The sequence below is a fragment of the Mucilaginibacter sp. CSA2-8R genome (assembly GCF_038806765.1).
Lineage (GTDB): Bacteria > Bacteroidota > Bacteroidia > Sphingobacteriales > Sphingobacteriaceae > Mucilaginibacter.
Genome location: NZ_CP152389.1, coordinates 1,830,932 through 1,857,020, shown reverse-complemented (window position 1 = coordinate 1,857,020; position 26,089 = coordinate 1,830,932). Strand labels below are relative to the sequence as shown.

The following is a 26,089-nucleotide window of genomic DNA, read 5'->3' as shown; positions in this document are numbered from 1 at the left end:
GTAACTGTATTAATACCTTATTATTTAAAAACTAATGCACGTCGAGGTATTTTATTGATTATCACGGCTTGCACTATTAAGTTGAGGGTAGTGGTACCCAAAAACAAAAATAACGATATAACAAATAATTGGCAGATAATAAGCAGTGGCAACATTTTTATCAGCTATTAAACCCATCAAGAACGGAAACAGGCCACCGCCAACTACCCCCATCACGATAAAGGAAGCTCCTTGTTCAGTATGTTTACCTAAATCTTTTAAGCCTAAACTAAATATGGTAGGGAACATAATGCTAAAAAAGAAATTGATGGCAATTAGTGCAGCGAACGAAACCCAGCCCCAATGCTGAGCAGTAATAACACACATTACTATATTACATAATGCAAAAATTGAAAGCAGTACGTTTGGGCGCACCCAATAACGCATTAAAAGAGTTCCGATGAAACGTCCAAGCACCATTAATGCAATGCTAAAAGAGAAAAAATAGGATGCTTTTTCGGTAGTTAACCCCATTACATCATTACCATAATTGATGAAATAGGCCCAGGTGCCACCCTGCGCAGCCACGTTAAACAACTGTGCAACTGCTGCAAACACAAAATGCTTACGCTGAAAAAGCTTAACCGGCGCCTTATCTGTACTGCCGGTAGCGTAGGCATCTAATGCAACTACATGTGGATCATTTAAGCTGGGTACTTTAATAAATGAAAAGGCAACTGCCACTAAGCTAATTACCGTTCCTATAATAACATATAAATGCTTAACAGCAACTAAATCATTGGAGTGCTCCTGCCCTGATCGCAAAATAAAAAAACCACCTATCAGCGGGCCAATAATTCCGCCGAGTCCGTTAAAAGATTGTGAAAAATTGATGCGCTGATCACTGGTACGCTGGTCACCTAAAGCAGCAACAAAAGGGTGTGCTACGGTTTCAAGTGTAGCCAGGCCGCATGCTAAAATAAATAGAGCAATTCTAAAAAGTCCGAAAGACGTAGTATTAGCTGCCGGCACAAACAAAAAAGCACCTAAAGCATACAAACTTAAACCTAAAAGAACTCCACTCTTATAACCGAAGCGTTTCATAAACAAACCCGCCGGAATACCCATAATGGCGTAGGCGCCAAATAGCGATAGCTGCACATATGCTGATCTAACTTTTGATATATGCAGTACATTTTGAAAATGCTTGTTTAATGAATCACCTAATGACATGGCAATGCCCCATAATAAAAACAAAGAAGTAACAAATGCAAGCACAACAAAATACTTTCGTTCTGTAAACTTGGGCTTGTGCACGGTTAGCTCTGGCGTATCAATCAGCATAATTGGTAAAAAGGATAAATTTATATTGGGTGAGATTATTTAAACAAATTAGATAATTTTAAGGCAATCGAGAAAACAAAATCATCAATAGTCACTCAAAATTCTTACAACTTAAAAGTATGTTATACTATCCCGTTAGGGCTTCCATATGGCAACAGCAACTTTCGAATCGGCGCAACCATAGTATAAATACCAAGCGTTCTTATAGTAAACTAAGCCTTCTACAAACACGGTTCCGGCCGGGTACTGCCCGCTCTTTTCAAAAGACTGTTCTGGTTTTAAAAATGGTCGGTCTAAGCGCGCTAATACTTTTTCGGGATTATTTTTATCAAAAAGCATTTGACCAGCACAATAAGCATTTGGAGCATATCGGGTATCACCGGTATGTTCATCGTTTTTACCGTTATACAAGAGTATAATGCCCTTATCTGTTAACACTGCCGGCGGACCACATTCTGTAAATACACTATCAAAAAAGCCTTTACGTGGCTGAGCAAGTATTTTTAAATTTCCGTTAGCATCTATCAATGGCATCCAATTTACTAAATCTGTAGATGAAGCAGCATATACATGGTCTTCGCCCCAATACATCCAATACTTACCATTTAGCTTTGTTATAACAAGCTTGCCATTAACAAGCTTTGTCAAAATTGAAGCTGACTTGGTACCCATATTAAAAAATTTGCCATGGTAAGCCTGTCGAAACACAGGTCCATGCTTTTGCCATTTTCGCAAGTCTTTCGATATGGCCGCAGCTAACCGGGGTACTTTGTGATTCCATTCTGTATACAGCGCTAAATAAGTACCATCTGCGGTTACAGCTACTCGAGGATCTTCGCAGCCGCCAGTCCACTCAAATTCTTTTACAGCATCATTAGCCGGAAACAGTACCGGTGCAGATGACCGTATAACTGATGTACCGTTATTGCTTTTTGCCAATCCTATACGTGAAGTTCTTTGGCTAATTCCAACACCTGATTTATCTTCAGCTCGGTATAAAATACATATCTGTTCATTGAATACGGTTGCTGCAGGGTTAAAAGTATCATTAGCCTCCCAGGCTACCCGCCGTCCGGTCATGGGGTCATGGAAGTAACTCGATGTATCTGGCGTTATAATTGGATTAATATTCGCCGGTCTGTTAAACGGCCCTAAAGCCCAATCAGGCAATTTCTGTGCTTGCACAGCAATGGATAAGAAACTGCTTGTTAAAATTAAGCTTAGCGTTTTTATTTTAATCATAAAAAGGAGGTGCAACTGTAAACGTATTGCTTTGCGGAGCTTTATCGGTAAGCACATAATGGAGCTCACCTCCATTCATTATTTCGTTTAATGATATCCAGGTACTTTTAGCCGGCTTACCGTTAACAAGTAATTGCTTTATATAAGCTTTTTGCTCGTTTCCTCCAGAAATAATTAGTTTTTTGTTACCTGGCAAATGGATCTTTATAAGCGAGAAAGATGGCGAATTGATACTGAAACCACCTACGCCAGGCATCATCGGATATAGGCCGATATTAGCAAATACATACCATGCTCCCATGGCGCCCAAATCATCATTGCCGGGCAGGCCATTGGCTCGGTTGGTGTATTGCTCCCGGATAATTCTCTTTACCAAAACTTGTGTTTTATAAGGTGCGTTTGTCCAATTGTAAACCCATGGCACCTGAAAATCGGGCTCGTTGCCTGCAGCAAACCATTGCTGGTTGTAAGTAGCATTCAGCCTTTTAAAAAAACTATCAAGTCTTGCTTCCGCTTTACCCTTGCCTCCTATTGTATCTATTAACTTTTTCAGGTTAAACGGAACCATCCAGAAGTAATTTTTGAAGCTGGCCTCTCGCCAATCCTCGTCATATTTCTTCCAGCTTCCATCTGTATTACGCGATTGTAACCAACCGGTTAAAGGATTATATAGGTTTTTCCAGTATTGTGCTCTTTTAAGATATTTGCCATAAAGCGTATTATCTTTTAGGGCTTGCCGCGCAAATTGAGCTATTGCAAAATCAGCGGAATTATACTCTAAACTCATAGAGGCATCTGCATACCCTTTGTTGATGTACTGCTCAAGTTGCGGACGGGTTAACTCTTGCTGAGATCGCGTTCCGGGCATTTCTGCACCCTTACGCATGATATCTAAGGCGGCGTTCTTATCAAAATTACGTGCTCCAAAAGCGTAGGCATTAGCTACCAGTATTGAAGTAGGATCGCCTTGCATTATACCGGTTTCTTTATTTGCCATTACCCACCTGGGCCATCCGCCGCCGGATTGCTTAGCAAAATTAATAAGTGATGTAACCATGTCACCGCTTTCTTTCGGCGCAAGCAAACTCAGCAGCTGTATCTGTGTGCGATACGTATCCCAATTACTGTAAGCTGTATATGTTGGTATATTAACCTGGTGTTTTTGTTCGTCCGCTCCAACATATTGCCCGTTTACATCACTGAACAAACTGGGGTGCGCCAAAGCGTGATAAAAGTGTGTGTAAAATTGAATTATACGATCGCTGCTGGCACCGGTAACTTCAATTTTGCCTAAATAATTATTCCAAGCTTGTTGTGTTTGCTCTATAATTTGATTAAAGTTCCAACCTTTGTTTTCTGTCTGAAGGTTTTCTTTTGCATTGGCTACAGATACATAAGAAATTGCAAACTTATATTGTATAACCTTTTGCTTACTTGTATTAAATGTAAAATACAAACCTGAGTTCGAACCATCAACTGCTTGCGCTCCGGCTTCAATTTTTTTATTTTTCCAGTTACCTGTTATTTCGGGTGTAACATTAAACTCAGCAACAAAATATACGCGGTAATTGGTTTTGATTTTTGGGCTGCAAAACGATCCTCCATCGGCGTATCCTTCTACCCTGTTACCGATTATTTGAGCATGACTTTCCTGTAATTGCGTTGCGTTAATGCCTGACCCGATAATTACAGTAATGTTTTTTGACTGATCAGGCGCAGTATATTTTGCCAAACCGGTTCTTGGGGTAACTGTCAATTCAGCTTTAATACCATTATTTAATTTAACAGAGTAATAGCCGGCACATGCGTTCAAAGTTTGATATTTTACACCTAACTGAGCCATAGCATCTGGCGAGGTGTTCAGCTTACCCTCCAATGGCAAAGTTGGGAAATTTCCCATATGATCGCAGCCCGCTCCACTGAGCTGATTTACGACAAACCCCTTACCTTCATCAAAAAATGTGGGGGTAAACTGAACCATTCCGAATGGGTACATAGCCCCAGGAAATGTGTACCCACTCTCCAGATATCGTTCGTTGATACCAGCCCCCTTACCTTTAGTACCAATTAAAGTGTTTACTAACCCAGCATAATTTCTTTTTGCTTTGCCTTGCGCAAAACATGCAGTTACCATACAAAGCAATACACCTGTCACAATACTCAATGACTTCATAAAATATCTATTTTGTTGCATTATAAACGCTTACCGAATACGGCCGGTCTGCTTTATGAATGCCACGCGTGGTAACCGGTTTATCACTCATTTCAAAACGCAGGGTACCTCCGTTCATGATGTCTTGGTGAGACAACCAATTTCTGGTATAATTTTTACCGTTTAATTGTGCACTTGCGATGTATACGTTTTTCATGTCATTGTTTGGCGCTTCAATAACGAACTTTTTACCGTTCTCTAAAGTCAAGGTAATTTTTTTAAATTCTGGGCTTCCAATAACATACTGATTTACGCCTGGACACACACTATAAAAACCCATTGCACTCAAAACATACCAGGACGACATTTGCCCCTGGTCTTCGTCTCCCGGATATCCGTTCTCGTTGGAGTGATAGATATTGTTCAACACTTCTCTTACATGTTGCTGTGCTTTCCAGGGCTGTCCGGCATAATTGTATAAATAAATCATGTGCTGTATGGGCTGGTTACCATGGGCATACTGCCCCATATTAATCAGCTTCATCTCGGTCATTTCATGAATCATGATACCGTAAGCTCCTACATCAATAGTTGATGGTTGCGAAAAAACAGAATCAAGCTTTGCTGTAAAATTATTGTCGCCTCCCATCAAATCAATCAAGCCCTGAATATCATGGAATACCGACCACTGCCAGTGCCAGGCATTGCCCTCAGTGTATGGACCACCCCAGGCTAACGGTTTAAATGGCTCAATCCATTTCCCATTGATATCACGGGCACGCATAAATCTTGTAGATGGATCATAGGACATTTTATAGTTATACATTTGCTTGCCATAAACTTCCTGATAAAATGGTTGATGGGTTTGCTTTGCTAACTGGTAACCACAAAAATCATCATAAGCATATTCTAAAGATTGTGCGGTAGCCCCCTGGGATTGTTCTGAGTAAGGAATATATCCTAACGAAAGGTATTCTTTGGCCATACCACGGCCATTTGACCCGCCCCAGGGGCCTTTGTTGGTAGACTCGTGATAATAAGCTTTTAAAGCTTCCTGAGGGTCAAAAGTACGTATACCTTTAACCCAAGCATCGGCTAATAAAGCAATAGCATGGTTACCATTCATTCCACCTGTTTCACCCGGAAAAGACCATGACGGAAACCATCCACACTGTTGCTGCGCTGCAAGCAGAGCCTGCATGTATTGCCCCTGCATGGTTGGATGCAATATAGTATTAAGTGGAAATTGAGCCCTGAAAGTATCCCAAAAACCATTATCTGTATACATGTATCCCTGATGTATTTTACCGTCATAAGGGCTAAAATAGTAGGGCTTTTTATCCTTGCCGTATTCAAAAAAACGATGCGAAAACAAGTTAGCATGGTACAGGCAAGAGTAAAACGTTGCTTTTTGTTCCTCGGTGCCGCCTTCTACTAAAACACGGTTAAATAGCTTATTCCAAACTTTCGTTGCCTTCTCTTTAGTTATATCAAAAGTTTTATCAGCACCTAATTCAGTTATTAGATTGAGCTCAGCTTGTTCTGGGCTAATATATGATGAAGCCACTTTGGCACTCACTATTGCTCCATCTGCAAACTTGATATAAGCACCACGACCCTCTCCTTCATCTGTTAGGTTTCCAGGCATGATATTACCCTTTTTATTTTCCCAGGTGCCATAGCTTTTAAACGGCTGGTCGAACTGAATAACAAAAAAGTTTTTGAAATTAGAAGGCGCCCATCGACAGTTATCAACAAAACCAATAATTTTGCGCTCAGCAGGTAAAATTTTCACCATACTCATGCGCGTATAACCGTCTAAAACAAGATAGGACGCCGCCTTCGGAAAACTGAAACGAAGATGCGCTCCCCGCTCCGTAGGTGTCATTTCGGCCGTAATGTTATTATCTAACTTTACTTTGTAGTAGTTGGGATGGGCAACTTCATTTTGATGGGAAAAACCCGTAGCTCTATCCTCGTCAGTAACCGAAAGCTTACCGGTAACGGGCATTAATGAAAATACAGCATAATCATTTACCCACGAACTGCACTGATGCGATTGCTGAAACCCTCTGATTTTTTTTTCGAAATACTGATATTTCCAGCCATCACCATTTTTTCCGGTTTGCGGAGTCCAGGTGTTCATAGCGAACGGCAAACTTGTTGCAGGGTAAGTGTTACCGTAAGATAATTCGTATTTCGAATTAGTGCCTTGAAGCGTGTTGGCGTAATGAACCAGATCTTGTTCTTGGGCTTTAACAACCGCGGCACATGTTATTAAACAAGCGGCGGCTATACCTTTAAGAGTATATTTTTTGAGCATAAAATGAGCAATACTAAACCGACTTAAACATCTCCTATATTACAAATTAATTTTAATAAATCGGTTTAGCAATGAAGATAAATATTAGAAGGACACTTGCAAACCTAAGTTTACCACACGCTGGTTCGGATAAACATCGCCGGCAGCACCAGTGGCAACTTCAGGGTCTTGCTGGTATTTTCTGTAATTGGTAAGCGTAAATAAATTGTATGCACTTATATATAACCGAGCATTTTTTAGATGGAATGGCAACAATTTGTTTGCAAACTGATATCCAAAATCCAAACTTTTTAAACGAACGTAACGTGCGTTAAGTAACCAATAATCAGATAAGTAATTTGTTGGACTGCTTACGCTAAGCGGATCTGTTGTTAAGCTGGGGAAAGTGGCAGTGTTAGCAGTAGCCGGTGTCCAGCGTTCAAGATGAATAGGTTGGAACTGGCTTTTAAACGGTTCTATTCCGGTACCTACAACGGCAAAACTGTATCCCATTGCTCCCTGTAATAAAACATTTAATGTAAAGCCTTTATAACCAAAACCCAGATTTAAACCTAAAACGGTGTTTGGAACGTTTGGCTTACCTATAGCTTGCTGATCGTAAAGGTCGATTTTGCCATCGCCGTTTAAATCCTGATATTTTAAATCACCGGCCTGCACTCTGGTACCGTTAACGGGTAAAGCAGGTTTATCTGTTGCGTTACTATTAATCTTAGCGATATCTTCAGGCGTATAATATCCTATAAAATGGTAACCAAACGGCTGCCCTATTGAGTGCCCTGTGCGATAAAGCCATGAATAAGCCGGTGCAGCTTCTCTTTGATACAAGATTTTGTTTTTGGCAAATGAGGCCGTCAAAGTTGTAGAGAATAAGAACTGGCCTACTGACGCGCGATAAGACAACTGCCCCTCTATACCTCGATTTAAGGTTTTGCCTGCATTTACCGGAGGCACGCCTACACCCAGGATATTTGAGATATCGCCTGGGAAAATTAGCTGATCATAGCGCACATTACGGAATACTTCAATGTTACCGGTCAGCTTATCATTAAACATATTGAAATCTAAGCCAATATTCAACTCACGTTGCGACTCCCAGTAAACATTAGGGTTAGCTAAGGTACCTTCTGAGTAGCCGCTAAAACCCACCGGGCTAACACCAAAGTTATAGCCGCCGCCACCGTTATAATATTGTGAGTAAATATAACGGGAACCACCAATTGCATCAGAACCCACCTTACCGTAAGATCCTCTTAACTTTAGTAACGAAACAAATTTTACGTTGTTTTTAAAGAAGTCCTCGTTAGCAATATTGTAGGCCACAGATACTGCAGGAAAAAATCCAAAACGGTTGTTGCTGGCAAAACGATCAGTACCGTTATATGCACCGTTGAAATCTATCAAATATTTTTGCTTATAGCCATACCCTACTCTTATAGACTGGCCGGAAAACTTTGATGGCGGATTAGCCTGATCATTATCTTGATATTGATTGTAAAGTAATAAAGCAGACACATGATGGTCTTGAGAAAAAGTACGGTCATAAGTTAAAAAGCCTTGCAGGTTTACCCTGGTAATGTACGAATCTGTATAACCAGCTTTATTATAATCAGGTAATACATACTGCTGCCTTGGGTCAAGTGTATATTGCTGGTTAACCGGGTTGTAGTAATAACTTGGTGGACTAAAAGAGCCGCCTGCTGCGCCGTACCGGTACAGTTTTTTTGTATACTGTTCAATGCTCGAATAGCTAAAACGCCCGGTTAACGACAAGCCTGGGGTAATGGCGTCTAACTTTTCGTTTACATCAAAAAGCGAATTAAAATCGGTGCGTGTACTACGGTCATAACCTCCGTTTGCTAAACGAGCATTAATAGTTGACAACTGGAGTGGTGTATTTTTGTATGAATTTGAGTTAAACTGCGAGTAAGCATATGCATAACTGCCGTTGGGGTTTAAAAAAGGTGCCGAATAAGGTGTAATTTTTGTAAAGTCATAAATCTCACCCAAAATATTGGATGCATGTGGTTGATTTAGTAAGCCGAAGCGGGTACTTAAATCTAACCTTACCGTTAGGTTCTTGTTAGCTTTTAAGTCAAGGTTTGCCCTGAAATTATATCGCTTATAATTATAATCGCTATTAATTTCGTTGGCCGGATCAGAGAAATTACGCAGTAAACCATTCTGCGATAGTGCTCCACCAGTTATGAAGTATCTTACTAAATTGTTACCACCCGAAATATCGAGGTTAGTATTACTTTGAAAGGTTTGCCGTTTTAAAATGGCATGGTACCAGTTAATGTCTGGGTGACCATAAGGATCACTGCCGGTTCTAAAAGCATCTAAGTCTTGTTGAGTGAATGATAAGGTGCCGTTAGCAATTCCGTAAGCTGTATTATAATTATTCTCTGCTTCGTTTACCAGCTTGGCAGTTTCAAAAGCGTTTAAAAACTGAGGATATTTAGTTGGTGATTGAATACCGGTTTCGACCCTTAGGTTAACTTGTGGAGCTCCGACTTTACCTCTGCGGGTAGTAATTACTAATACGCCGTTTGCCCCTTTAATACCATACACAGCCGTAGTAGACGCATCTTTTAAAATCGTAACGGTTTCAATTTCGTTAACGTTAATTTGTTGCAGTTGGTCGGGCTGATACTCCACATCGTCAACAATAATTAAAGGCGTATTGGAACCATTAATTGAACTTTGCCCCCGGATAAAGAAAGTAGCCGCATCACGGCCCGGCTGACCGGATGTTTGCTGCGAATAAAAGCCTGGTAAACGACCGGCTAAAGTATTTTGTATATTGGCGGTAGGCACAGTTCTTACCTCCGAAGCGGCAATTTGGCTCACGGCACCGGTATTGGTTATACGGCTGGCTGGTTTATAGCCCAATACCACTACCTGATCCAGCCCTTGCTTGTTGGCCTGAAGCGTGATGTCGTAGTCTTTTTTACCAGGTACAATTTTCACCTCCCTATCGTCGTAACCGATATATTTTACAACAATGATGTTGAGCTTGCCACGCAATGTTATAGAAAAGCGCCCGCTCGAATTAGCGATAGCCAAATTATTAGGAACATCCTTTTCGCGAACGGTAACCCCTGGCAATACACCATTGGCATCTTTAACCGTACCTGTAACCACCCTTGATTGTGCCATTAACTGGTTAATAAACAGTAATGGCAGTATTATAGTGAGTAATATTATTCTCATAACTAAGTTTAGATTCTTGATATCAGTAAAGAAATGGTTACCATCCCGGATTTTGTTTGAGATTAGATGCTTTCCGGATTTCGTCAAAAGGTATAGGTGACAAGTACATTTTTGGCGCAATAAACTTTGAGTTGAATGCTGTGACATAGTTGTAGCTTAAACCAGATACCGGATCATTGATAATCTGTACACCACGGCGGGGCTGGTTTAAAATACTTTCAGCAGTTTTCCAGCGTCGTATATCAAAGTACCGGTTCTCTTCAAAGGCAAGCTCCAGGCGTCTTTCGTTTTGTATCACAGCTCGCATAGCATCCCTTGTCAGTCCGGCAGGTAGTTGGTAAGTGGTTAAACCTGCTCTTTTTCTTATTTGCTCAACAGCAGTGTAAACTGATACGTCCGGGCTGCTCAAAAATTCGTTCTGAGCTTCGGCATATGATAGCAGCACATCCGCATACCTAAATATATGCCAGTCCTCAGGCACCCCGCCAAACGTACTTTGATTTTCGTACGGTCCCATAAACTTGCGCATGTAATACCCGGTGGTGGTTTGCTGTGTGCCGTTGTTTGGCTTACTACGGCCACCCTCAAAAGTTTGCACCGTACCGTTAAGCCAAGGCGCGCCGTTGCAAAATACTGTTGCTGCTAAACGCGGATCGCGATTGGCATATGGGTTAGCAGGATTGTATCCAGAACCTGCTGCCGTAATGGCTAAGCCATTAGCCATCGGAAAAGCATCAACCAAATTCTGAGTTGGGCTGGTGTTACCTAAACTTGGTGGGTTAGTACTAAACCCAATTGGCCCGTTTTTCCTTTCTATATCGCTCGCAATACCGTAAGCGCGGCTAAAAATTGTTTCGGTATTGGCCGGCACTTGGGTTATAAACGCATTATTTAAACCCGATACTAATGAATATGCATTTAAATCCATCACGGCTTTTGCGGCTGCAGCCGCCTTTGCCCACCGGTCGGCACTGTAACTGGTATAACCGGTTAGCGGATTACCACCATCTATGTTTCCACCGTTAAATAACGGGCTGGCTGCATATAATAAAACCTTTGCCTTAAGGGCAAGCGCCGCTCCATTAGTAGCACGTTGCGAATACAGGTTTGGATTTGCTAATGGCGCTGTAAGCATGGTATCTTTAATGGCGTCACACTCATTAACAATATAATTTACACACTCTTCGAACGAGTTGCGTGGTAAATTTAAATCACTGGTAACGTCAAATATTTTGTTGCCAACCAGTGTAATACCTCCATAACGTTTAAGCAACTCAAAATAAAATAAGGCTCTTAAAAAACGAGCTTCGTTACGCCAGGCATATTTCATAGATATACCAGTTCTAACTTCCTGCTTTACCGGAACAGTTAAAACATTATTAATAACAAAATTTGCTTTACGAATGCCGCTGTAATACTGTCCCCAAACGTTTTCGGACTGTGGTATAGACGAAGAGTTATAAGCCCCGGTTGATAAATTGTATATCTCGGACGTTGTGCTGTTACCTGATGATATCGCATCGCCCGAAGCGGCGTCCAGGTAATCCGATCCGGCAATCCTGTTATGTCCGTTTGGTAAAAAAGAATAAACACCATTTAAAAAAGCATACGCATTATTCCCTAATGAATCCTGTGGATTAAAAGCAAACTCTATAGTGCGTTGCTCGGCCGGAAACGGCTCATATTTTTTGCAACTGCCCATAAGCAATGCCAACAAGCCTATGCATAGTATGTATATATATCTTCCCATAATATAATTTTATTTAAAGCTTTACGTTTACACCTGCGTTGAATACACGTTGTATTGGATAAGCCGTACCATTAACTTCCGGATCAATACCTTTGTAGCCAGCCACAGTAATCAGATTTAAGCCATTTACAAAAAATCTAACGCTCGATACATTGATCCGGCCGGTTAAACGATAGGGTATGGTGTAGCCTATCTCAGCATTTTTTAAACGGACATAATTGCCGGAATGCAAGTAAAAAGTAGACGGTAAACCATTATTACCATTTGGACCGGCTGTTAACCTTGGAGATGTTGCTGTCGCTGCATTTTCCGGCGTCCACCGGTTTAATATAGTAGTATAAGCCTGCCCGTATGGAGCGCTAAGAAAGCCTTTGTAATCAAATCCCTGAGTAACGTCCATTTGATTAAATATAATCTGGTTGTTGGCCACCCCTTGCAAAAGCATACTAAAATTAAACCCTTTGTAATTGAAACCCAGGTTTAAACCGTAGTATATAAGCGGACGAACATTTGCAATGGGATATACGTCAAAGTTGTTTATTATTCCATCGCCATTTAAGTCTTTGTATTTAATATCGCCAGGCTTAGCTGTATAATTAAAATATTTTGCACTGGAATTAATTTCTTGCTGCGATTGGAAAAAACCCTCTGCTATATAACCATAACCTGTACGCAGAGAACGGCCTGTTAGTGCAAGCCATGGATAAACTTGTTGCAACTCGTCGGAGTATATCCTTTTACTTGCAGATATATTTCCGTTGCCTGTGATGAAATAATTAAAATCATTCAAGTGGTTCTGATACGTTAGCGTAACCTCTGCGCCTTCATATTTATTAATTCCAATATTTTCTGACGGGAACTTAGGTACTCCGGCAATCAGACTCGATTTACCTCTCGTCTGCAACAAGTCATAATACCGGTTATTATAATAGTCAGCTGTAAGCAAAAACTTTTGATCCCAAAAGGCGATGTCTGTGCCGATGTTAATTTTATGAGCACGCTCGGGTCTGACATTTGGGTTAACAATATAATTAGATTCGGTATAACCGTTACCAGTTATATAGCCGGTACCTTGAGGATAGCCATTGCCACCGCCCTCGAATGTTGCCCGATAGTCAAAATAACCCAGTACATCGTTTCCGGTATTAGCATAAGTAGCACGCCACTTCCATGAACTAATCCAGGTTAAATTTTTCATGAAGTTTTCTTTACCCATTTGCCAGCCTAAACCTCCAGCATAGAAGAAGTAAGATTGATTGCCAGGAGGATAACGATCATCTGAACTGTTGTTTACCGAACCAGTGGCAAAATATTTACCATCATAATTATAAGCTATGTTAAAGGCCCGGTTTTGAAAAACCCTCGGTAAATCATAAGTAAGCACCACCGATCGGTAATCATAAAACAAGGAGGAGTTAAAGTTATTTTTACCAAAGCTATTGTTGTAAGCTAAGGCGGCTTGGCCATAGGCGTATCTCGAGTTAGATACGTTAGAAAAAGAATTGCTTTGAGCAATCGTTTTACCAAAAACGTTGTATCCGTTTGTGACAGGGTTAAACTGGTATACGGAGTTTTGTAAACTACGATCAATAAAGTTTTGAGAATTGATTGCAAAGTTGCCTTTTCCTCTAACCGACAAGCCTTTTAATACACTACCCAAATTGTATTTCAGATCAAGATTGGTGAGTATATCGTGATTTTGGGTATTGGTATAGCCAGAAAATTGAGACTGCGCAATGATGTTATTTTGGTAAAATGAATCGTTGGAGCCAGGAAAGCTGCCGTCGGCGTTACGAATTGGATAAGCATTGTTTGGGATGCTGTACAGTGTTGACAAAAGACCACCAATACCTATGGAAGGCTGACCAGGATAAATAATACTTTGAACCCTGCCAAATAATTGCAAGTCAATATTAAAGTTTTTAGTTGCATTAATATTGATATCGCTATTGAGTATGTACCTGTTTAAACCATTGTTAGTATTATAGGGTACCGAACTGTCGTTTTTAAATAATCCGGCCTGGTTAAAGTAATTTAACGATACAATAAACTTAGCCACGCTGTTACCTCCGGTAATGTTTACCTTGTAACTTTGCAGTGGTGATGTTTTTCTTAACAGCGTATTAAACCAATTTACATCAGGATGGCCATAAATATCTGTTTGATTTTTATAGGCGTTTAAATCAGCCGACGTATATAATGGGGCCTTACCATCATTGAGCAAGGCTTCATTAAGCAGATAGCCATACTGAAATGATGATAAAGGGGTTGGCAAACCAAGCGGTTGCTGCAAACCATATTGAGCAGTGCCAGAAATTAACGTTTTACCAATCTGTGGTCTCTTGGTAGTTACCAGCAAAACGCTGTTTGAACTGTTAACACCCAACAAAATGGTTGACAAGCCATCCCTAAGCAAAGAAACAGATTCAATTGATTCAGGATCAATGGATGATAATTCACGTTGCACACCATCAATCACAGTTATTGGAGCGTTATCTGAGCCGCGAGACTGTAACGAAATTTGTCCATTATTATCATTAGTACTGCTGGCAGCGTTAAAAACATATTGGATACCGCCAAGTCCGGTACTGGTAGGTGAATTTGTTTGCGCGCCAGGAAACCCACTATTTTGCTTAGTGTATAAGCCAGCCAACCGGCCAGGCAACGCATATGTATATAATGACGCCGGCGTTGTTGTTAACTGGTTGGTATAAACTGTAGAGATGGCAGAGAGGTTTTCGCTTGCTTTAATAGTATCGTAAAGCACGCTAAGTTGCTCAGGCTGTTTTATATACAGCTCCCCTACCTGTATAGTTATTGCGCGACTGGTTTTGCTAACGCGGTAGTTGGTCACATTAAACCCTTTAGCTTTAACAGTTAATTTATTGCCGGCAGTTGCCTTTATAGTAAACATACCATCGCGATCGGTTGAGGTAGTATCCCGAGTTCCAATAACGGCTACCCTTGCATTTTTTAAGGGCACGTTGTACAGGTTTACCACTTTACCACTTATATATCCTGGCTTTACAGCCATCCTCGCAGTATCCTGTGCAATGGTTGTTTGTGCTAAAGCCGTTGCTAAACCTAAAAGCATAAAGCTTATGAGCAAAGGCAAGCGTTTGAGTAAATATTTTTGAAGCATACTTGATGTTTTACAGTTTTTTTTTGGCATATTATAGGTGCTTACGCCCGGCGTAAGGCGTATTACATGCTTAGTTAAAACCATTTAATAATTATTCGCAGGTGAAAGTGAGCTTAAACGGAGTGTTGGTATTAGCGTAGCCTACTTTGATAGCGCCTGTTTTATCAGTGATATAGTAATCAATACTGGCCAGCGTTTTACCATCCGGAACCTTGAAGTACCCTTTAGGCCATAGTGTAATGCTATACTTGTTATCGGCAACCTTAATCATTTTTGTTTTATCATCCTGAGAGCACACTACAATATCCTGATTATCAGTAGTGTGTGCTGTAGCGCACAGGTAAGTATTGTCTGACCCTGTAAGTTTGGTGGAGATGATGGTATTGTCGAACAGAATACTTACATACTCGTTATCCAATACCTTGGCAGGCGTTAATATGGTTAGTGCCGGATTACAAAAATCAACCAGATCGCCTTTGCCTCCGGTAACCGACATACAATCGGTGTATTTCACGTTCCAGTATACGTTTTCGTCTCCTGGATTCACACCATTAGTTTCGTTACAAATTACGTAGCCTAACTTCACTGTGGTATTTTTATTGTCCACACCTACTTTCATTTTTATATTAAATACAGTAGCAATTCGTTCTCCTCCATTACCAACGTACCTTGCGTCAGTTCTAAAAACTACCCATTCCATATCGTCAATGTAATTTGGGCCAATACCAAATCTGTTTTTGAATCGGGTAGCCCAGTTTTCGCCGTTTACAGCACCAGCAGCAATATTGCTTGATGGCATTAATGACAAAGTACCGTCGCCCTTAACAGAGGAAATGGTAACGGCAGTGTTGCCGCCCTGGCCCAATTTCCAGCTCTTAGGAGCCAAAATGCCTACAATAATTGTTTGCGGATCAGAAGTTGCATCAGCCTGGAATGTCGTATTAAGCTTAACCGAAATAACGTCATTTACCTTGGCCGACAGCGGTTGGATAATACTATCAATTGTAGCAGTACAATTAGCTAATACAAACAAAATTAGAGCTAATGAAAAATATTTTATAAATCGCTGCCTGCTGATATGTATACGTGTCATCATAATTTTGTGCGATTAATTGATTTTACTTAAAGTGTAGATATAAGTATTTGACGAACACCCAGGGCTAAAAGTAAGCTGCAGCTGGCGTTGACCTTGGGTGATAGGATACGTAAATGCTGTGGTAATAGCTTTGCCACCATTAGGAGCAAAAGTTATATCTGTAGGATACTGTGGGTCACTCAATGTGTAACTGCCATCCAAGCTTACAATAAAAGGCACCAGCCCTTTTAATGCATACTTACCATCTTTAAACGATATGTTAAAGGCACTGATTTGCGTCATATTGTCTGGGATGTTTTTGATGATGTCGTTTCCGTTAACGGTGGCATTTACTACCTTCCATGTGCCTGCAATGTCTTTAACCGATTCTGTATAATCTGGTGTCAGTTTTTCAGTTTTACATGATGACATCACCATAGTAATGCCCATCAGCAGAAATAAAAGGTTGTATACCTTGTTATTAGCGTATTTAATATATGTCTTCATTTCAATCTCCAATTTGTCAATTTGCGCCTATATAGCCTGGATTTTGCTTAGTTAAAGGTGACTTAGCTACCTCACTTTGCGGCAACGGCCACAAATAAAGTGCTGGTTTAAAACCATGACGGCGAACGTCTACCCTTTTGTAAGCTACCAATGCACCTGCACTTGTACGCTGTACTTCCATACCTGTAAAAAACTTATCCTGCGTTGCCCCTAATTTCCAGCGTCTGACATCCCAAAAACGGTGGCCTTCAAAAGCCAATTCTAAACGGCGCTCGTTTTGAATAACGTTACGCATCTGTTCTTTAGTTAAGCCCAAGGGCAATTGATAGGGGTTTAAACCTGCTCGCTGCCTTATTAATTCGATAACTGGATAAGCCTTTGCGGGTCCTTCTGCTTCGTTTGAGGCTTCAGCGTAACTAAGCAGCACTTCGGCATATCTAATGAGTGGTATACTTCTTGGAGTGGCTGCCAGCGAATTTGGTGCAACTTTTGGATCAAGCATCTTATTACAGTAATACCCGGTTTTTGTACCTGAATATATGGCATCTAAACCAACCGGTTTTCCGTTAACCGTATAAATATTTAGCGGTGTAAGTATAAATGTAAGTTTGGCCGGCAGTAAAGACTGATCTCTGTTTACAGTGTATGCCAGCCGTGGATCGCGATTACTGTAAGGGTTATTAGGGTCGTAACCTGATGTAGGATCAGAGATTACTTTGCCATTGGCCATTGGAAATGCATCAACCATTTCCTGGTACGGAAACCCTCCGCCCTTACCATCTCTTGATGGCGGATCATAAATGTTTTCCAAATCTGAATTGGGTTGATTTAACACTTGCCAGATGTACTCGCTATTATTGTTGCCCGTAATAAATAAGTTTTGAAACGACCGCCCAGGAGTTTTAGAAGTATCTGTAAAAAGATTAAACGTACCCAAATCCATCACCGCTTTTGCTGCGTTTTGTGCCAGCACCCAGCGGTTAGCATCATAATTGGTATAGCCTACCAGCGGTTTTACGTCACCACTTGCAATACCTAACGGCGTGTCACTTCCTGGAGATGGATCATTGAACAAAGGACTTGCGGCGTATAAAAGAACGCGCATCTTCAGTGCCATACAAATTGCCTTTGATGCACGCCCATATCGTACACCAGATTGTATTAAAGGCAAATATTTTGAGGCAGTATCACATTGTGCCGAAATGTAATTCACACAATCACTGTAAGTGTTCCGTTGAGCCCCAATTACATCCGTAAATGTATAAACAGTATCCTTAATGATTGGAACGCCGCCGTAGTGCTTAAGTAAAATAGAATAGTACCAGGCCCTTAAAAATATAGCCTCCCCTTTCATAGAATTACGGGTTGCTGCAGTAACCGGGATGCCTGGCAGCCGTTGCAAAAGTTTATTTACGGCCCGGATGCTGGTGTAGCAATTGTTATATGCATCGCTTGCTACAATGTTGGCATCAACAGATCCATTAGCAAAGGCTACTGTTGTTGAATTACTATTATCATAAGGCTCTGCCTCGTCCGAGCAAACATCCAAACCGCCATTAGAGAAACGGTTTGCTTTTTCGCTAAAGCCAATGTTGCTGTAAATATTGGTTAAAAATCCTGTGGCATACGTGCTATCTTTAAAAATTGCATCTTCGTTAAGGTTTGAAACCGCTGTTTGTGCCAAAAAGCCTTCTTTTTTACAAGACGAAAAAAAGATGACTAAAAGGACAAGAAAAATTGTAAAATTTTTTCCCATACTCATATTGTTAAATCAAATTTTTACCTGCTGAGCGCGGTAAGTATATCAGATTATTAATTGGTTTATTATAGTACTAAAGTAAAAATGTAAAATCGATTTAGCAAATAAATCCGGCTTTTTTTTACGCCTTTGTCGAATCTTTATTTTTGTATTATTGAATGCGAATATTGCTTACAATTTTTACAATTGAGGACGTTTAATATTAAAATTTTCACACCTTAATATTAAGTTCTTATTGGTTAGCATGTTTAAAAAATCGGTCAAAAAACACCATATGATAATTTATCGAGTTTTCCCAGTACTCCCAGGTATGACTTCCGGGCCTTACGGTATAGTCGTGCGGTATTTTAGCCTTCAATAATAAATCGTGTAACTGGTTGTTTACACTAAAAAAAAAATCATCAACCCCGCAGTCAAATGTAATTTTTAACACATTGGGTTTTAAGTTATTTACCATTCCTACAACACTATGGTCGGCCCATACCTGCGGATTATCCTCATATTTTCCTAAAATTTGATTAATACCAAAGCTTGTAGCAAACGGCCTCAAATCAACCCCACCACTCATAGATCCGGCAGCGCCATAAACATCCTGATGCCTGATGGCTAATGATAGTGCTCCGTGCCCTCCCATACTTAACCCGGTGATGGCTCGGCCAGTACGGTTTTTAATGGTAGCGTAGTTTTCATCAATATAGGTTACCAGTTCTTTTGATACGTAGGTATCGTATTGCCAGTCTTTATTTACAGGACTGTTAATATACCAACCGGCAAAGCCGCCATCGGGGCATACAATAATGGCGTGATAGCTATCACTTAAATGAGTTATGGATGGCACTTTCTTAATCCAATCTGTACAGTTACCGGCAAAGCCATGAAGCAGGTACACTACCGGATACGCCTCCTTTTTTTTGTAATGATTAGGCAGTATTACTACAGCACGGATACTTTTATTCATTATTTTGCTAAAGGTTTGTACGGTATCAACCTTGGCAGCACTGGCAGCAAATGACAGCGACAATAAGAACAAACAAGCAGCAACAAATTTAGCAATTCTACCTCTTTTCATAATTTTAGTTATAGACAGGTTAAGGTTGTAAGTGAAACCAAATGGTTAATTCTATAAAGTTGATCTATTAAAGCTTCTTCATCGTTTGCCAGTAAAACCGAGCAAAAATTTATAAGCTGCTACATAATCTCCATCAAATACCTCTTAATAAATAGCTATCCATTACTGCTCAATTCCCCAATTTTTGTTGGGTTTACTGCCCATTATCAACTTTAATTTACCGCCCGCCACAATAGCCGAATAGTCTATGTAGCATTTATTATAAGGTGTGCCATTAAGTGTTGCTTGCTGTATATAAAGATTCTTTGACGAGTTGTTGACTGCCTCTATAGTAAACGTTTTCCCTTTAGCATACTTGGGATCTAACCGGAAAACGGTTTTATCAAAGGCCGGGCTTGTAATTTCCTGGCGGGTATCACCAGGGCATATTGGGTGTATACCTGCGGCAGCTAAAATGTACCAGGCAGACATCTGTCCTACATCTTCATTTCCAACTAATCCCTCAACAGAATTGTGATATGCCCTGTCGCAAATTAGCCGGCTCCATTTTTGTGTTAACCATGGTTGTTTTAACCTGTTAAAAAGGAAAGCCACATGGTGTACAGGTTCATTGGCATGATTATAATAATCGTTCCACATCATGTTAGCAGGTGTCATCTCGAAAAAGTTGATTAAATCTTCAACCACTTTTTGCCGGCCCCCCATTAGCTGTACCATACCCTCAATATTGTGTGGCACAAACCAGCCTTGCTGATAGGGATTACTTTCAATACAACCATACCATTGGGTTAAACGGCCCGAGTCAGGCCAGGCAAGCCACCTGCCATCATCGGCACGAGGTCTGAACCAACCTTTATCCTTGTCAAAAACGTTTTTGTAAGCCTCAGCACGCGAAGTATAAAACTTTTGATCATTATTATTATTTACGGCTTTAGCTAATTGTGCAGCGCACCAGTCTGTATAAGCATACTCTAATGTGTAAGACAAGCTTAGTGACCCTGGCGTGTATCCTTTGTTACCGTTTCCATCTTTCTCAACTGATCCTTTAGCCAAACGGTAAGCTTCGTTGACATCAAAGCCCCTGATATGTTTGGCATACGCATCAGCTACAACAGATACCGCAGGATTACCCAGCATACAACCTGAGTAAGCGTTCAATAGCTCCCAGCGTTCGTAGTAATTTTTATCTTTTTGCTGTGCCAGCGTAGTTAATGAATTGATAATATCGTTTACAGCCGAGGGGTTGATGATGGTTTGCAACGGCATTTGACTTCTAAATACATCCCACCCGCTAAAAATGCTTCGCTTACGAAACCCTGAAGCATTATGTGCCTTTTGATCTCCACCCATGTATCTTCCATCTACGTCCTGCACAATCCTCGGGTCTATCATACTGTGGTACAGCGCAGTGTAGAATATCGTTTTCTGATTTTTAGAGCCGCCGCTTATAGCAATTTTTGAAAGTGCTTCATTCCATTGCGCATACGCTTGGGAGCGTAATTTATCAAAATTCCAATCTGTGATCTCGGCCGCTAAATTTCTTTTAGCGCCAGCAATATCAACAAATGATATACCTGCTTTAAGCGATACTTGTTCACCTTTAGCGGTCGAAAATTCGGTGAAAAATCCAAGGTGCTTACCTTCCTTTTCAGTTACGTTGGGGGTGATGGCGGAGGATGCAACCCGAGCCTGGTACCGCGGACTTTCAACATCTTCTCTTTTACGTTGCCAATCATCAGGTATATCTGCACTCCAAACGCCCCATTGGGTAACAGGCTTGCTAAACTCGGCATAAAAGTAAACGGTATAGTTAGCATTACCCTGGCCATTGCCCCAACCGCCTCCATCAGGGGTACACTTCATCCAGCCTTCAATAGCATGATTGCCCACCACCCTAACGTACTGACTTGTGGATGTTCCTCCTACCCTGCGGGCCAAATCTATTTGTATCCGGGAATTCTTATTTTCAGGAAAAGTAAACCGCAACATTCCGCTGTGCGGAGCAGCTGTCATTTCTGCTTTGATATTATTTTTGGTAAGTAAGACACTATAATAACCTGCTTGGGCAACCTCAGAGCTTTTTTGATACGTTGAGCGATATCCGGCATTAGGGTTATCTGATTTGCCGGCGCTGGTTTTAATTGGGCCTGTAGTTGGCATCACCAAAAAATTACCCAAATCGCCGAACCAGCCTATACCGCTCATTTGGGTAAAAGCAAAACCTTCTATACTTTTGTGCTCGTAACTATAACCAGAGCCATTATCGCCGCCGGTTATGGTATTCGGGCTTAGTTGCACCATACCAAATGGAGTTGTAGCTCCCGGAAAAGTTTTACCTAAGCCATGATATACGCCTGCCGCCGCCGTGCTGGTACTGGCTCCAATAAACGGATTTACGTAAGCAGCCGGCTGTTGCGCCCAAACTTGTATATAGCAACACAGCAAAAACAGTATTGGCTTTATTTTCATAGCAATATTTAAAATGATAATTGTAGCTCCGAAGTTAGAGTGACTATCAGCAATAATTGGTAAAACAAAGTTATAACAAAAATCGATTTAGCAAAACTTCATTAAATTTTAACTAAAATTGTTTTAACTCCAAATGCAGGCATTTGCAAATAAATGTTTGCCGACTGTGATGAAGTTTTCTTCAAAGCTGGATGCGATAATACATTATTATTGAAATCAACTAAATCCACACTTCTCACCGGAATTTTTAAATGTATTGATTTTAAGCCTGAATTTATGTCGGCATTAAAAACGCGTAATTTGAGTACGTTACCCATTTTTTGAGCCGTAGTGATAATCAAATTCTTATCTGCACTCAAATAGCCTCTAGCATGTTTGTCATCGTATTGGCCGCTATTAATTTCAAGTGGCTGATTCCAATTAGCAGATTTTTGCCACAACTCAGTATCATTCCATTTACCTATATGCGGCAGCAGGGCATAATGTATATTAGTTGGCTTATCGGTAAAATAATCTCTTCCCCAAAGTCCCATCCCCGAATATTGAGCTACTAACCCTAAAGGAAAATCTTTTCCATGCGTGTAACTTGTTGTATGATCGGTAAACAATGCCATAGCATGTTTAGCTGTTTCATCAGTTATATCTACCCAATTAAGTATTACATTATTTTTTATACTATCCCATGTGCTGAAAAAAGTATCATCTAATTTTGAGGCAACGACGTCGAACGGTGCATTTTTGTACACTTGCTTTTGTTTAAAACTGGTTGGGAACGTAATGACCAACTTATTGCTGTCATTATAAAATGCTTTGTAATAATTGGTCCATTTGTATGACTCTTTGGGGGTAGCATCCCCTACCGCTTCATTACGTTGCCAATTAATATTCACATTAAAGTCTATGATGGGTTGCCCCTGATCCAAACATATGGTTTGTGTAAATTCGGTATCGTTGATTTTGCTTTTAACGGCAACTTTTATACGAAGCGGCCCTTTCTCCAATATATCAATTGCTGCTTTATTCGATGCAGAAGTTTTCATTCCGCCATCTGCGTTAAAATTGCCTCGTAAAGAATTAAAATGATGAGCCGAACTTGGATCAACAAAATTGAAATTATCTTTTTTAGTTATTAAATTTGTTATAGCCCCTCCTTTAACCGGGTCTATTTGAATGACGTATAAGTCTGTTTCGAGCTGATATATACCGTTGGATAATTTAGTAATAGAAGCACCTTTTAAAAACGCTTTTTTTGTTTTAATCAAATAATTAGCGTAACCAAATGCCGGTACATCAGCCATAAAAAGTAAGCTATCAACGGCTCCTGATTGGTTTGTGTGCGTTTGCGTTAGCATAGACTTACCACTTGCATCACAAACTGTATAAGCTGTTGCTTGCCCACCACGAAAAGGAAATGCAACCAATTCTTTACGATTTGCAGCTTGCGTATTGAAAACAACAATTGCATTAGGCCTGTCAGACAATACTCCCTTTAGGCTATTTACAGCTGCATCTTTACTTAATTTAACCGTATTTTTTGTCCAAATATTTACCTTATCTGCCCAGGTATCCCCTTGATCACCGTTATAAGGTACAATCCAACAATCATGATGCTGCGCCAGCAATAAAGTGCGCCAGGCACTATCCAGCATACTTTGCTTATTTGATAATACGTTGCTTGATAAATTAGTTAAAGCAATGAGGCGCTCGGCTTGTAAAATATTGTTTTCGGCATTTCTGACCTGTTGCGCTATACGCTGAGTAACTTGCGAACCCCAAACTAAACTAACCAATACATCTTCTTGGCTCAGGTGCCAGGTCGGCGCACTATCGTGGTTTACAACGTTACTGAAATAATTACGCCAGGTAGTGTAAGCGTTATTCTCACGATACTGGTTGGCTTTGCCTAAAAACGGACCATTTTTCCACCCTGCATCTTGCAAAGTCATCCCGATAGGATGTTCAATACCAGATTTGAAAGCAGCAGTGATGTAAGCTTTACTATTATCCCAACCAATAGTTTGCCATGTTGATTGAGGATATAGACTTTCAATAGCGTATCTGGGTGATGTTATCAAACTGCTTCCGTCAGCGCTGGTCCATTTAACTAACTCATTTCCATAAGCCCTTGTATACCCTCCAAAGCAGGTGTTTGGATTTTTAAGCGATGCGAATTTGAAACCAAATCCGCTAAGTATTTGCGGTAACATGCTGGTAAAACATGGCTCTTCAGATGAATAAGTTGTAAATTGAATACGAGGAAATTGGCTTTTTAATTTTTTTATCCCATACTCAAACTGCCTGATAATGCTTTCACCATCAATGTTAAAATTATAACTTTGGGCATACGCCGGGTTGACATATTCGATGCGGGGATTTGATGATTGATCGGCAATTAAAGCTCGAAACTCCTTGAAAGCGTCCGGGTCAACAACAGCAGCGCGGTCCCACGTTTCCGGCTCAATTTCCAGATTAATTTTCCAGAACGGATTTGCCTTTAACTGATCAACAATGAAACGGGTATTCCAGTCCGGATAATGCCCCCAGATGCCACCATGATAACCATCAATATAATAAGTGCGTTGTGCCTTAACAAGGTTGATGTTAAGCACCACTAACAACGGAAACAGAATGTATATAATTTTTTTATGCATAAAGTTAATTAGCAGGCATAACAGATATGGTATGGACAACAGGCTTATTAATGGTATAAAGTTGATCGGTTATCAGCTTAATTTCTTTAAGCCAGGTATTTCTAACCGCTTTAAAACGGGCAGCGTTGTAAGTGCCAAGGGTTGCGGCTATAAAATAATCTTTGCGGGCGTATTTACGCAACGAATCTGCAATAGGAACCGCGTTGTTAAATAACAGACCCTTGGGTTTAAGTATAGAATAATGGATCCAATAATACTCTCTTAGTTTCCGTTCTAACGCCCAACGCTCTTCGTTTAAATGCATAATTGCCAAAGCTTGTTGGTATTGCGGCGTGTTTTGTAAAATGGCTAGGTTTATTCCATGAGCAAAACTTTCGCCACTCCATTCACCAATTTTTATATCATCAATAGAAAGCTGGTATTTATCTTGAGCATTTAAGCCTGTAACGGTTAAAAGCTCCTGATTAAACCTTTGTGTAAATGGGATTAATTTTAATGCGTCAGCCTGTGACCGGGGTTGGTTACCACCGCCTCGTGGTAATGTATCGATAGGGTAAGGCAACGCTTTAGCCAAATAATTAAAAGTTAATGATTTGGCTTTAAATTGAATCTTGCTGATAGTGCAATTTTCTACTTTCTGCAGTTTTTTTGTTTCGCTGTCGATAGTAATATCAGCAACCTTTTTATCTCCTAATCCCTGCGCTGTTAAAAACAAGTATGCCATTACCATATGTCCATCGTTAGTTGGATGAATTCGGTCAAAGCCTTCCATAGTAAAAGAAGTATCTCGTTGCTGTTCGCGCTCATTAATGGCTTGCATAGGCCGGTTAAAATCAATAAACGGCCACTTATTTCTCTCTGCCTGTTGCTTTTGATAGCGTAGCAGTTTTTGCAGTGCTAAATTTTTATGATAAAGATTAATTGCTTTGATTTTGGAAGTACCATCGTAAGGTGATGACCCAAGCATAATGTAACGGATACCGCGATGTGCATTAAAAAATCTCGCGATATTATTAAAACTGTGTTCAGATGCCTCAATTTTACGGTCATAGGCCGAATCGGCCTTGGCTCCGTCTAAAAACTGGTAACCAGTATCGTTCATGCCAAAACCAAGCGTAACTACTGTCGGTTTGTGCACAAACACATCAGATTGTAAACGCTCATACATTTGTTGAGCTACATCTCCCCCAATACCGGCATTAAACACGTCTATTCGCCGGTTCGGGAAACGCGTTATGTAATACAGCCAAATGTAAGAATGATAGTGACCGCCGTCGGTAATACTATTACCCGTGAAAACTACACGATCCCCTTTCTTGAAAGGCGCTAAAGTTTGGGCTGTGCTATTAAAGCAAATAGCGAGCAAAATTGCCGATAAGACAAATCTTCTTGAAGAATATCCAGTTAATCGATT

Annotated in this window: 14 protein-coding genes; all 14 read right to left on the bottom strand. The window is 40.5% G+C overall.

Going from position 1 to position 26,089, the window contains the following annotated elements:
- Positions 1 to 51: 51 nt before the first annotated feature.
- Positions 52 to 1,323 carry an L-fucose:H+ symporter permease gene (gene fucP / locus AAGR14_RS07990; RefSeq protein ID WP_342648058.1) on the bottom strand — a complete coding sequence of 424 codons (1,272 nt, stop codon included), beginning with the start codon at positions 1,321 to 1,323 and terminating at the stop codon, positions 52 to 54.
- A gap of 135 nt (positions 1,324 to 1,458) precedes the next feature.
- Positions 1,459 to 2,565 (bottom strand): glycoside hydrolase family 130 protein, encoded by a 1,107-nt coding sequence (locus AAGR14_RS07985; protein ID WP_342648057.1) that lies wholly within the window; start codon positions 2,563 to 2,565, stop codon positions 1,459 to 1,461.
- A complete protein-coding gene (locus AAGR14_RS07980) occupies positions 2,558 to 4,738 on the bottom strand; it encodes a GH92 family glycosyl hydrolase (protein WP_342648056.1) in 2,181 nt (726 codons plus the stop codon). Before AAGR14_RS07980 ends, AAGR14_RS07985 begins: the two co-directional genes overlap by 8 nt.
- Before the next feature lie 7 nt (positions 4,739 to 4,745).
- Complete coding sequence (locus tag AAGR14_RS07975; protein WP_342648055.1) at positions 4,746 to 7,040, bottom strand: GH92 family glycosyl hydrolase; 2,295 nt, start codon at positions 7,038 to 7,040, stop codon at positions 4,746 to 4,748.
- A gap of 84 nt (positions 7,041 to 7,124) precedes the next feature.
- A complete protein-coding gene (locus tag AAGR14_RS07970; RefSeq protein WP_342648054.1) occupies positions 7,125 to 10,253 on the bottom strand; it encodes a TonB-dependent receptor in 3,129 nt (1,042 codons plus the stop codon).
- Positions 10,254 to 10,290: 37 nt separating this feature from the next.
- Complete coding sequence (locus AAGR14_RS07965; RefSeq protein WP_342648053.1) at positions 10,291 to 12,003, bottom strand: RagB/SusD family nutrient uptake outer membrane protein; 1,713 nt, start codon at positions 12,001 to 12,003, stop codon at positions 10,291 to 10,293.
- Between the two features lie 13 nt (positions 12,004 to 12,016).
- Positions 12,017 to 15,145 carry a SusC/RagA family TonB-linked outer membrane protein gene (locus AAGR14_RS07960; protein WP_342648052.1) on the bottom strand — a complete coding sequence of 1,043 codons (3,129 nt, stop codon included), beginning with the start codon at positions 15,143 to 15,145 and terminating at the stop codon, positions 12,017 to 12,019.
- 91 nt (positions 15,146 to 15,236) lie between these two features.
- On the bottom strand, positions 15,237 to 16,241 hold the full coding sequence (locus AAGR14_RS07955) for a DUF4961 domain-containing protein (RefSeq protein ID WP_342648051.1): 1,005 nt from the start codon (positions 16,239 to 16,241) through the stop codon (positions 15,237 to 15,239).
- A 12-nt stretch (positions 16,242 to 16,253) separates the two neighbouring features.
- Positions 16,254 to 16,727, bottom strand: a complete 474-nt coding sequence (locus AAGR14_RS07950) for a DUF5004 domain-containing protein (RefSeq protein WP_342648050.1) — start codon at positions 16,725 to 16,727, stop codon at positions 16,254 to 16,256.
- Positions 16,728 to 16,743: 16 nt separating this feature from the next.
- Entirely contained in the window at positions 16,744 to 18,483 is a 1,740-nt protein-coding gene (locus AAGR14_RS07945; RefSeq protein ID WP_342648049.1) for a RagB/SusD family nutrient uptake outer membrane protein, read from the bottom strand.
- A 235-nt stretch (positions 18,484 to 18,718) separates the two neighbouring features.
- On the bottom strand, positions 18,719 to 19,555 hold the full coding sequence (locus tag AAGR14_RS07940) for an alpha/beta hydrolase family protein (protein ID WP_342648048.1): 837 nt from the start codon (positions 19,553 to 19,555) through the stop codon (positions 18,719 to 18,721).
- Positions 19,556 to 19,717: 162 nt separating this feature from the next.
- Positions 19,718 to 22,024 carry a GH92 family glycosyl hydrolase gene (locus AAGR14_RS07935; RefSeq protein ID WP_342648047.1) on the bottom strand — a complete coding sequence of 769 codons (2,307 nt, stop codon included), beginning with the start codon at positions 22,022 to 22,024 and terminating at the stop codon, positions 19,718 to 19,720.
- A 101-nt stretch (positions 22,025 to 22,125) separates the two neighbouring features.
- Positions 22,126 to 24,231: a glycoside hydrolase family 38 C-terminal domain-containing protein gene (locus AAGR14_RS07930; protein ID WP_342648046.1), complete on the bottom strand. Its 2,106-nt coding sequence runs from the start codon at positions 24,229 to 24,231 to the stop codon at positions 22,126 to 22,128.
- 448 nt (positions 24,232 to 24,679) lie between these two features.
- Entirely contained in the window at positions 24,680 to 26,041 is a 1,362-nt protein-coding gene (locus AAGR14_RS07925) for an SGNH/GDSL hydrolase family protein (RefSeq protein WP_342648045.1), read from the bottom strand.
- Positions 26,042 to 26,089: the final 48 nt, after the last annotated feature.

Coding starts and splice junctions, on each gene's coding strand:
- fucP (WP_342648058.1), bottom strand. CDS start 1,323: ATGCTGATTGATACGCCAGAGCTAACCGTGCACAAGCCCAAGTTTACA.
- AAGR14_RS07985 (WP_342648057.1), bottom strand. CDS start 2,565: ATGATTAAAATAAAAACGCTAAGCTTAATTTTAACAAGCAGTTTCTTA.
- AAGR14_RS07980 (WP_342648056.1), bottom strand. CDS start 4,738: ATGAAGTCATTGAGTATTGTGACAGGTGTATTGCTTTGTATGGTAACT.
- AAGR14_RS07975 (WP_342648055.1), bottom strand. CDS start 7,040: ATGCTCAAAAAATATACTCTTAAAGGTATAGCCGCCGCTTGTTTAATA.
- AAGR14_RS07970 (WP_342648054.1), bottom strand. CDS start 10,253: ATGAGAATAATATTACTCACTATAATACTGCCATTACTGTTTATTAAC.
- AAGR14_RS07965 (WP_342648053.1), bottom strand. CDS start 12,003: ATGGGAAGATATATATACATACTATGCATAGGCTTGTTGGCATTGCTT.
- AAGR14_RS07960 (WP_342648052.1), bottom strand. CDS start 15,145: ATGCTTCAAAAATATTTACTCAAACGCTTGCCTTTGCTCATAAGCTTT.
- AAGR14_RS07955 (WP_342648051.1), bottom strand. CDS start 16,241: ATGATGACACGTATACATATCAGCAGGCAGCGATTTATAAAATATTTT.
- AAGR14_RS07950 (WP_342648050.1), bottom strand. CDS start 16,727: ATGAAGACATATATTAAATACGCTAATAACAAGGTATACAACCTTTTA.
- AAGR14_RS07945 (WP_342648049.1), bottom strand. CDS start 18,483: ATGGGAAAAAATTTTACAATTTTTCTTGTCCTTTTAGTCATCTTTTTT.
- AAGR14_RS07940 (WP_342648048.1), bottom strand. CDS start 19,555: ATGAAAAGAGGTAGAATTGCTAAATTTGTTGCTGCTTGTTTGTTCTTA.
- AAGR14_RS07935 (WP_342648047.1), bottom strand. CDS start 22,024: ATGAAAATAAAGCCAATACTGTTTTTGCTGTGTTGCTATATACAAGTT.
- AAGR14_RS07930 (WP_342648046.1), bottom strand. CDS start 24,231: ATGTTACCGCAAATACTTAGCGGATTTGGTTTCAAATTCGCATCGCTT.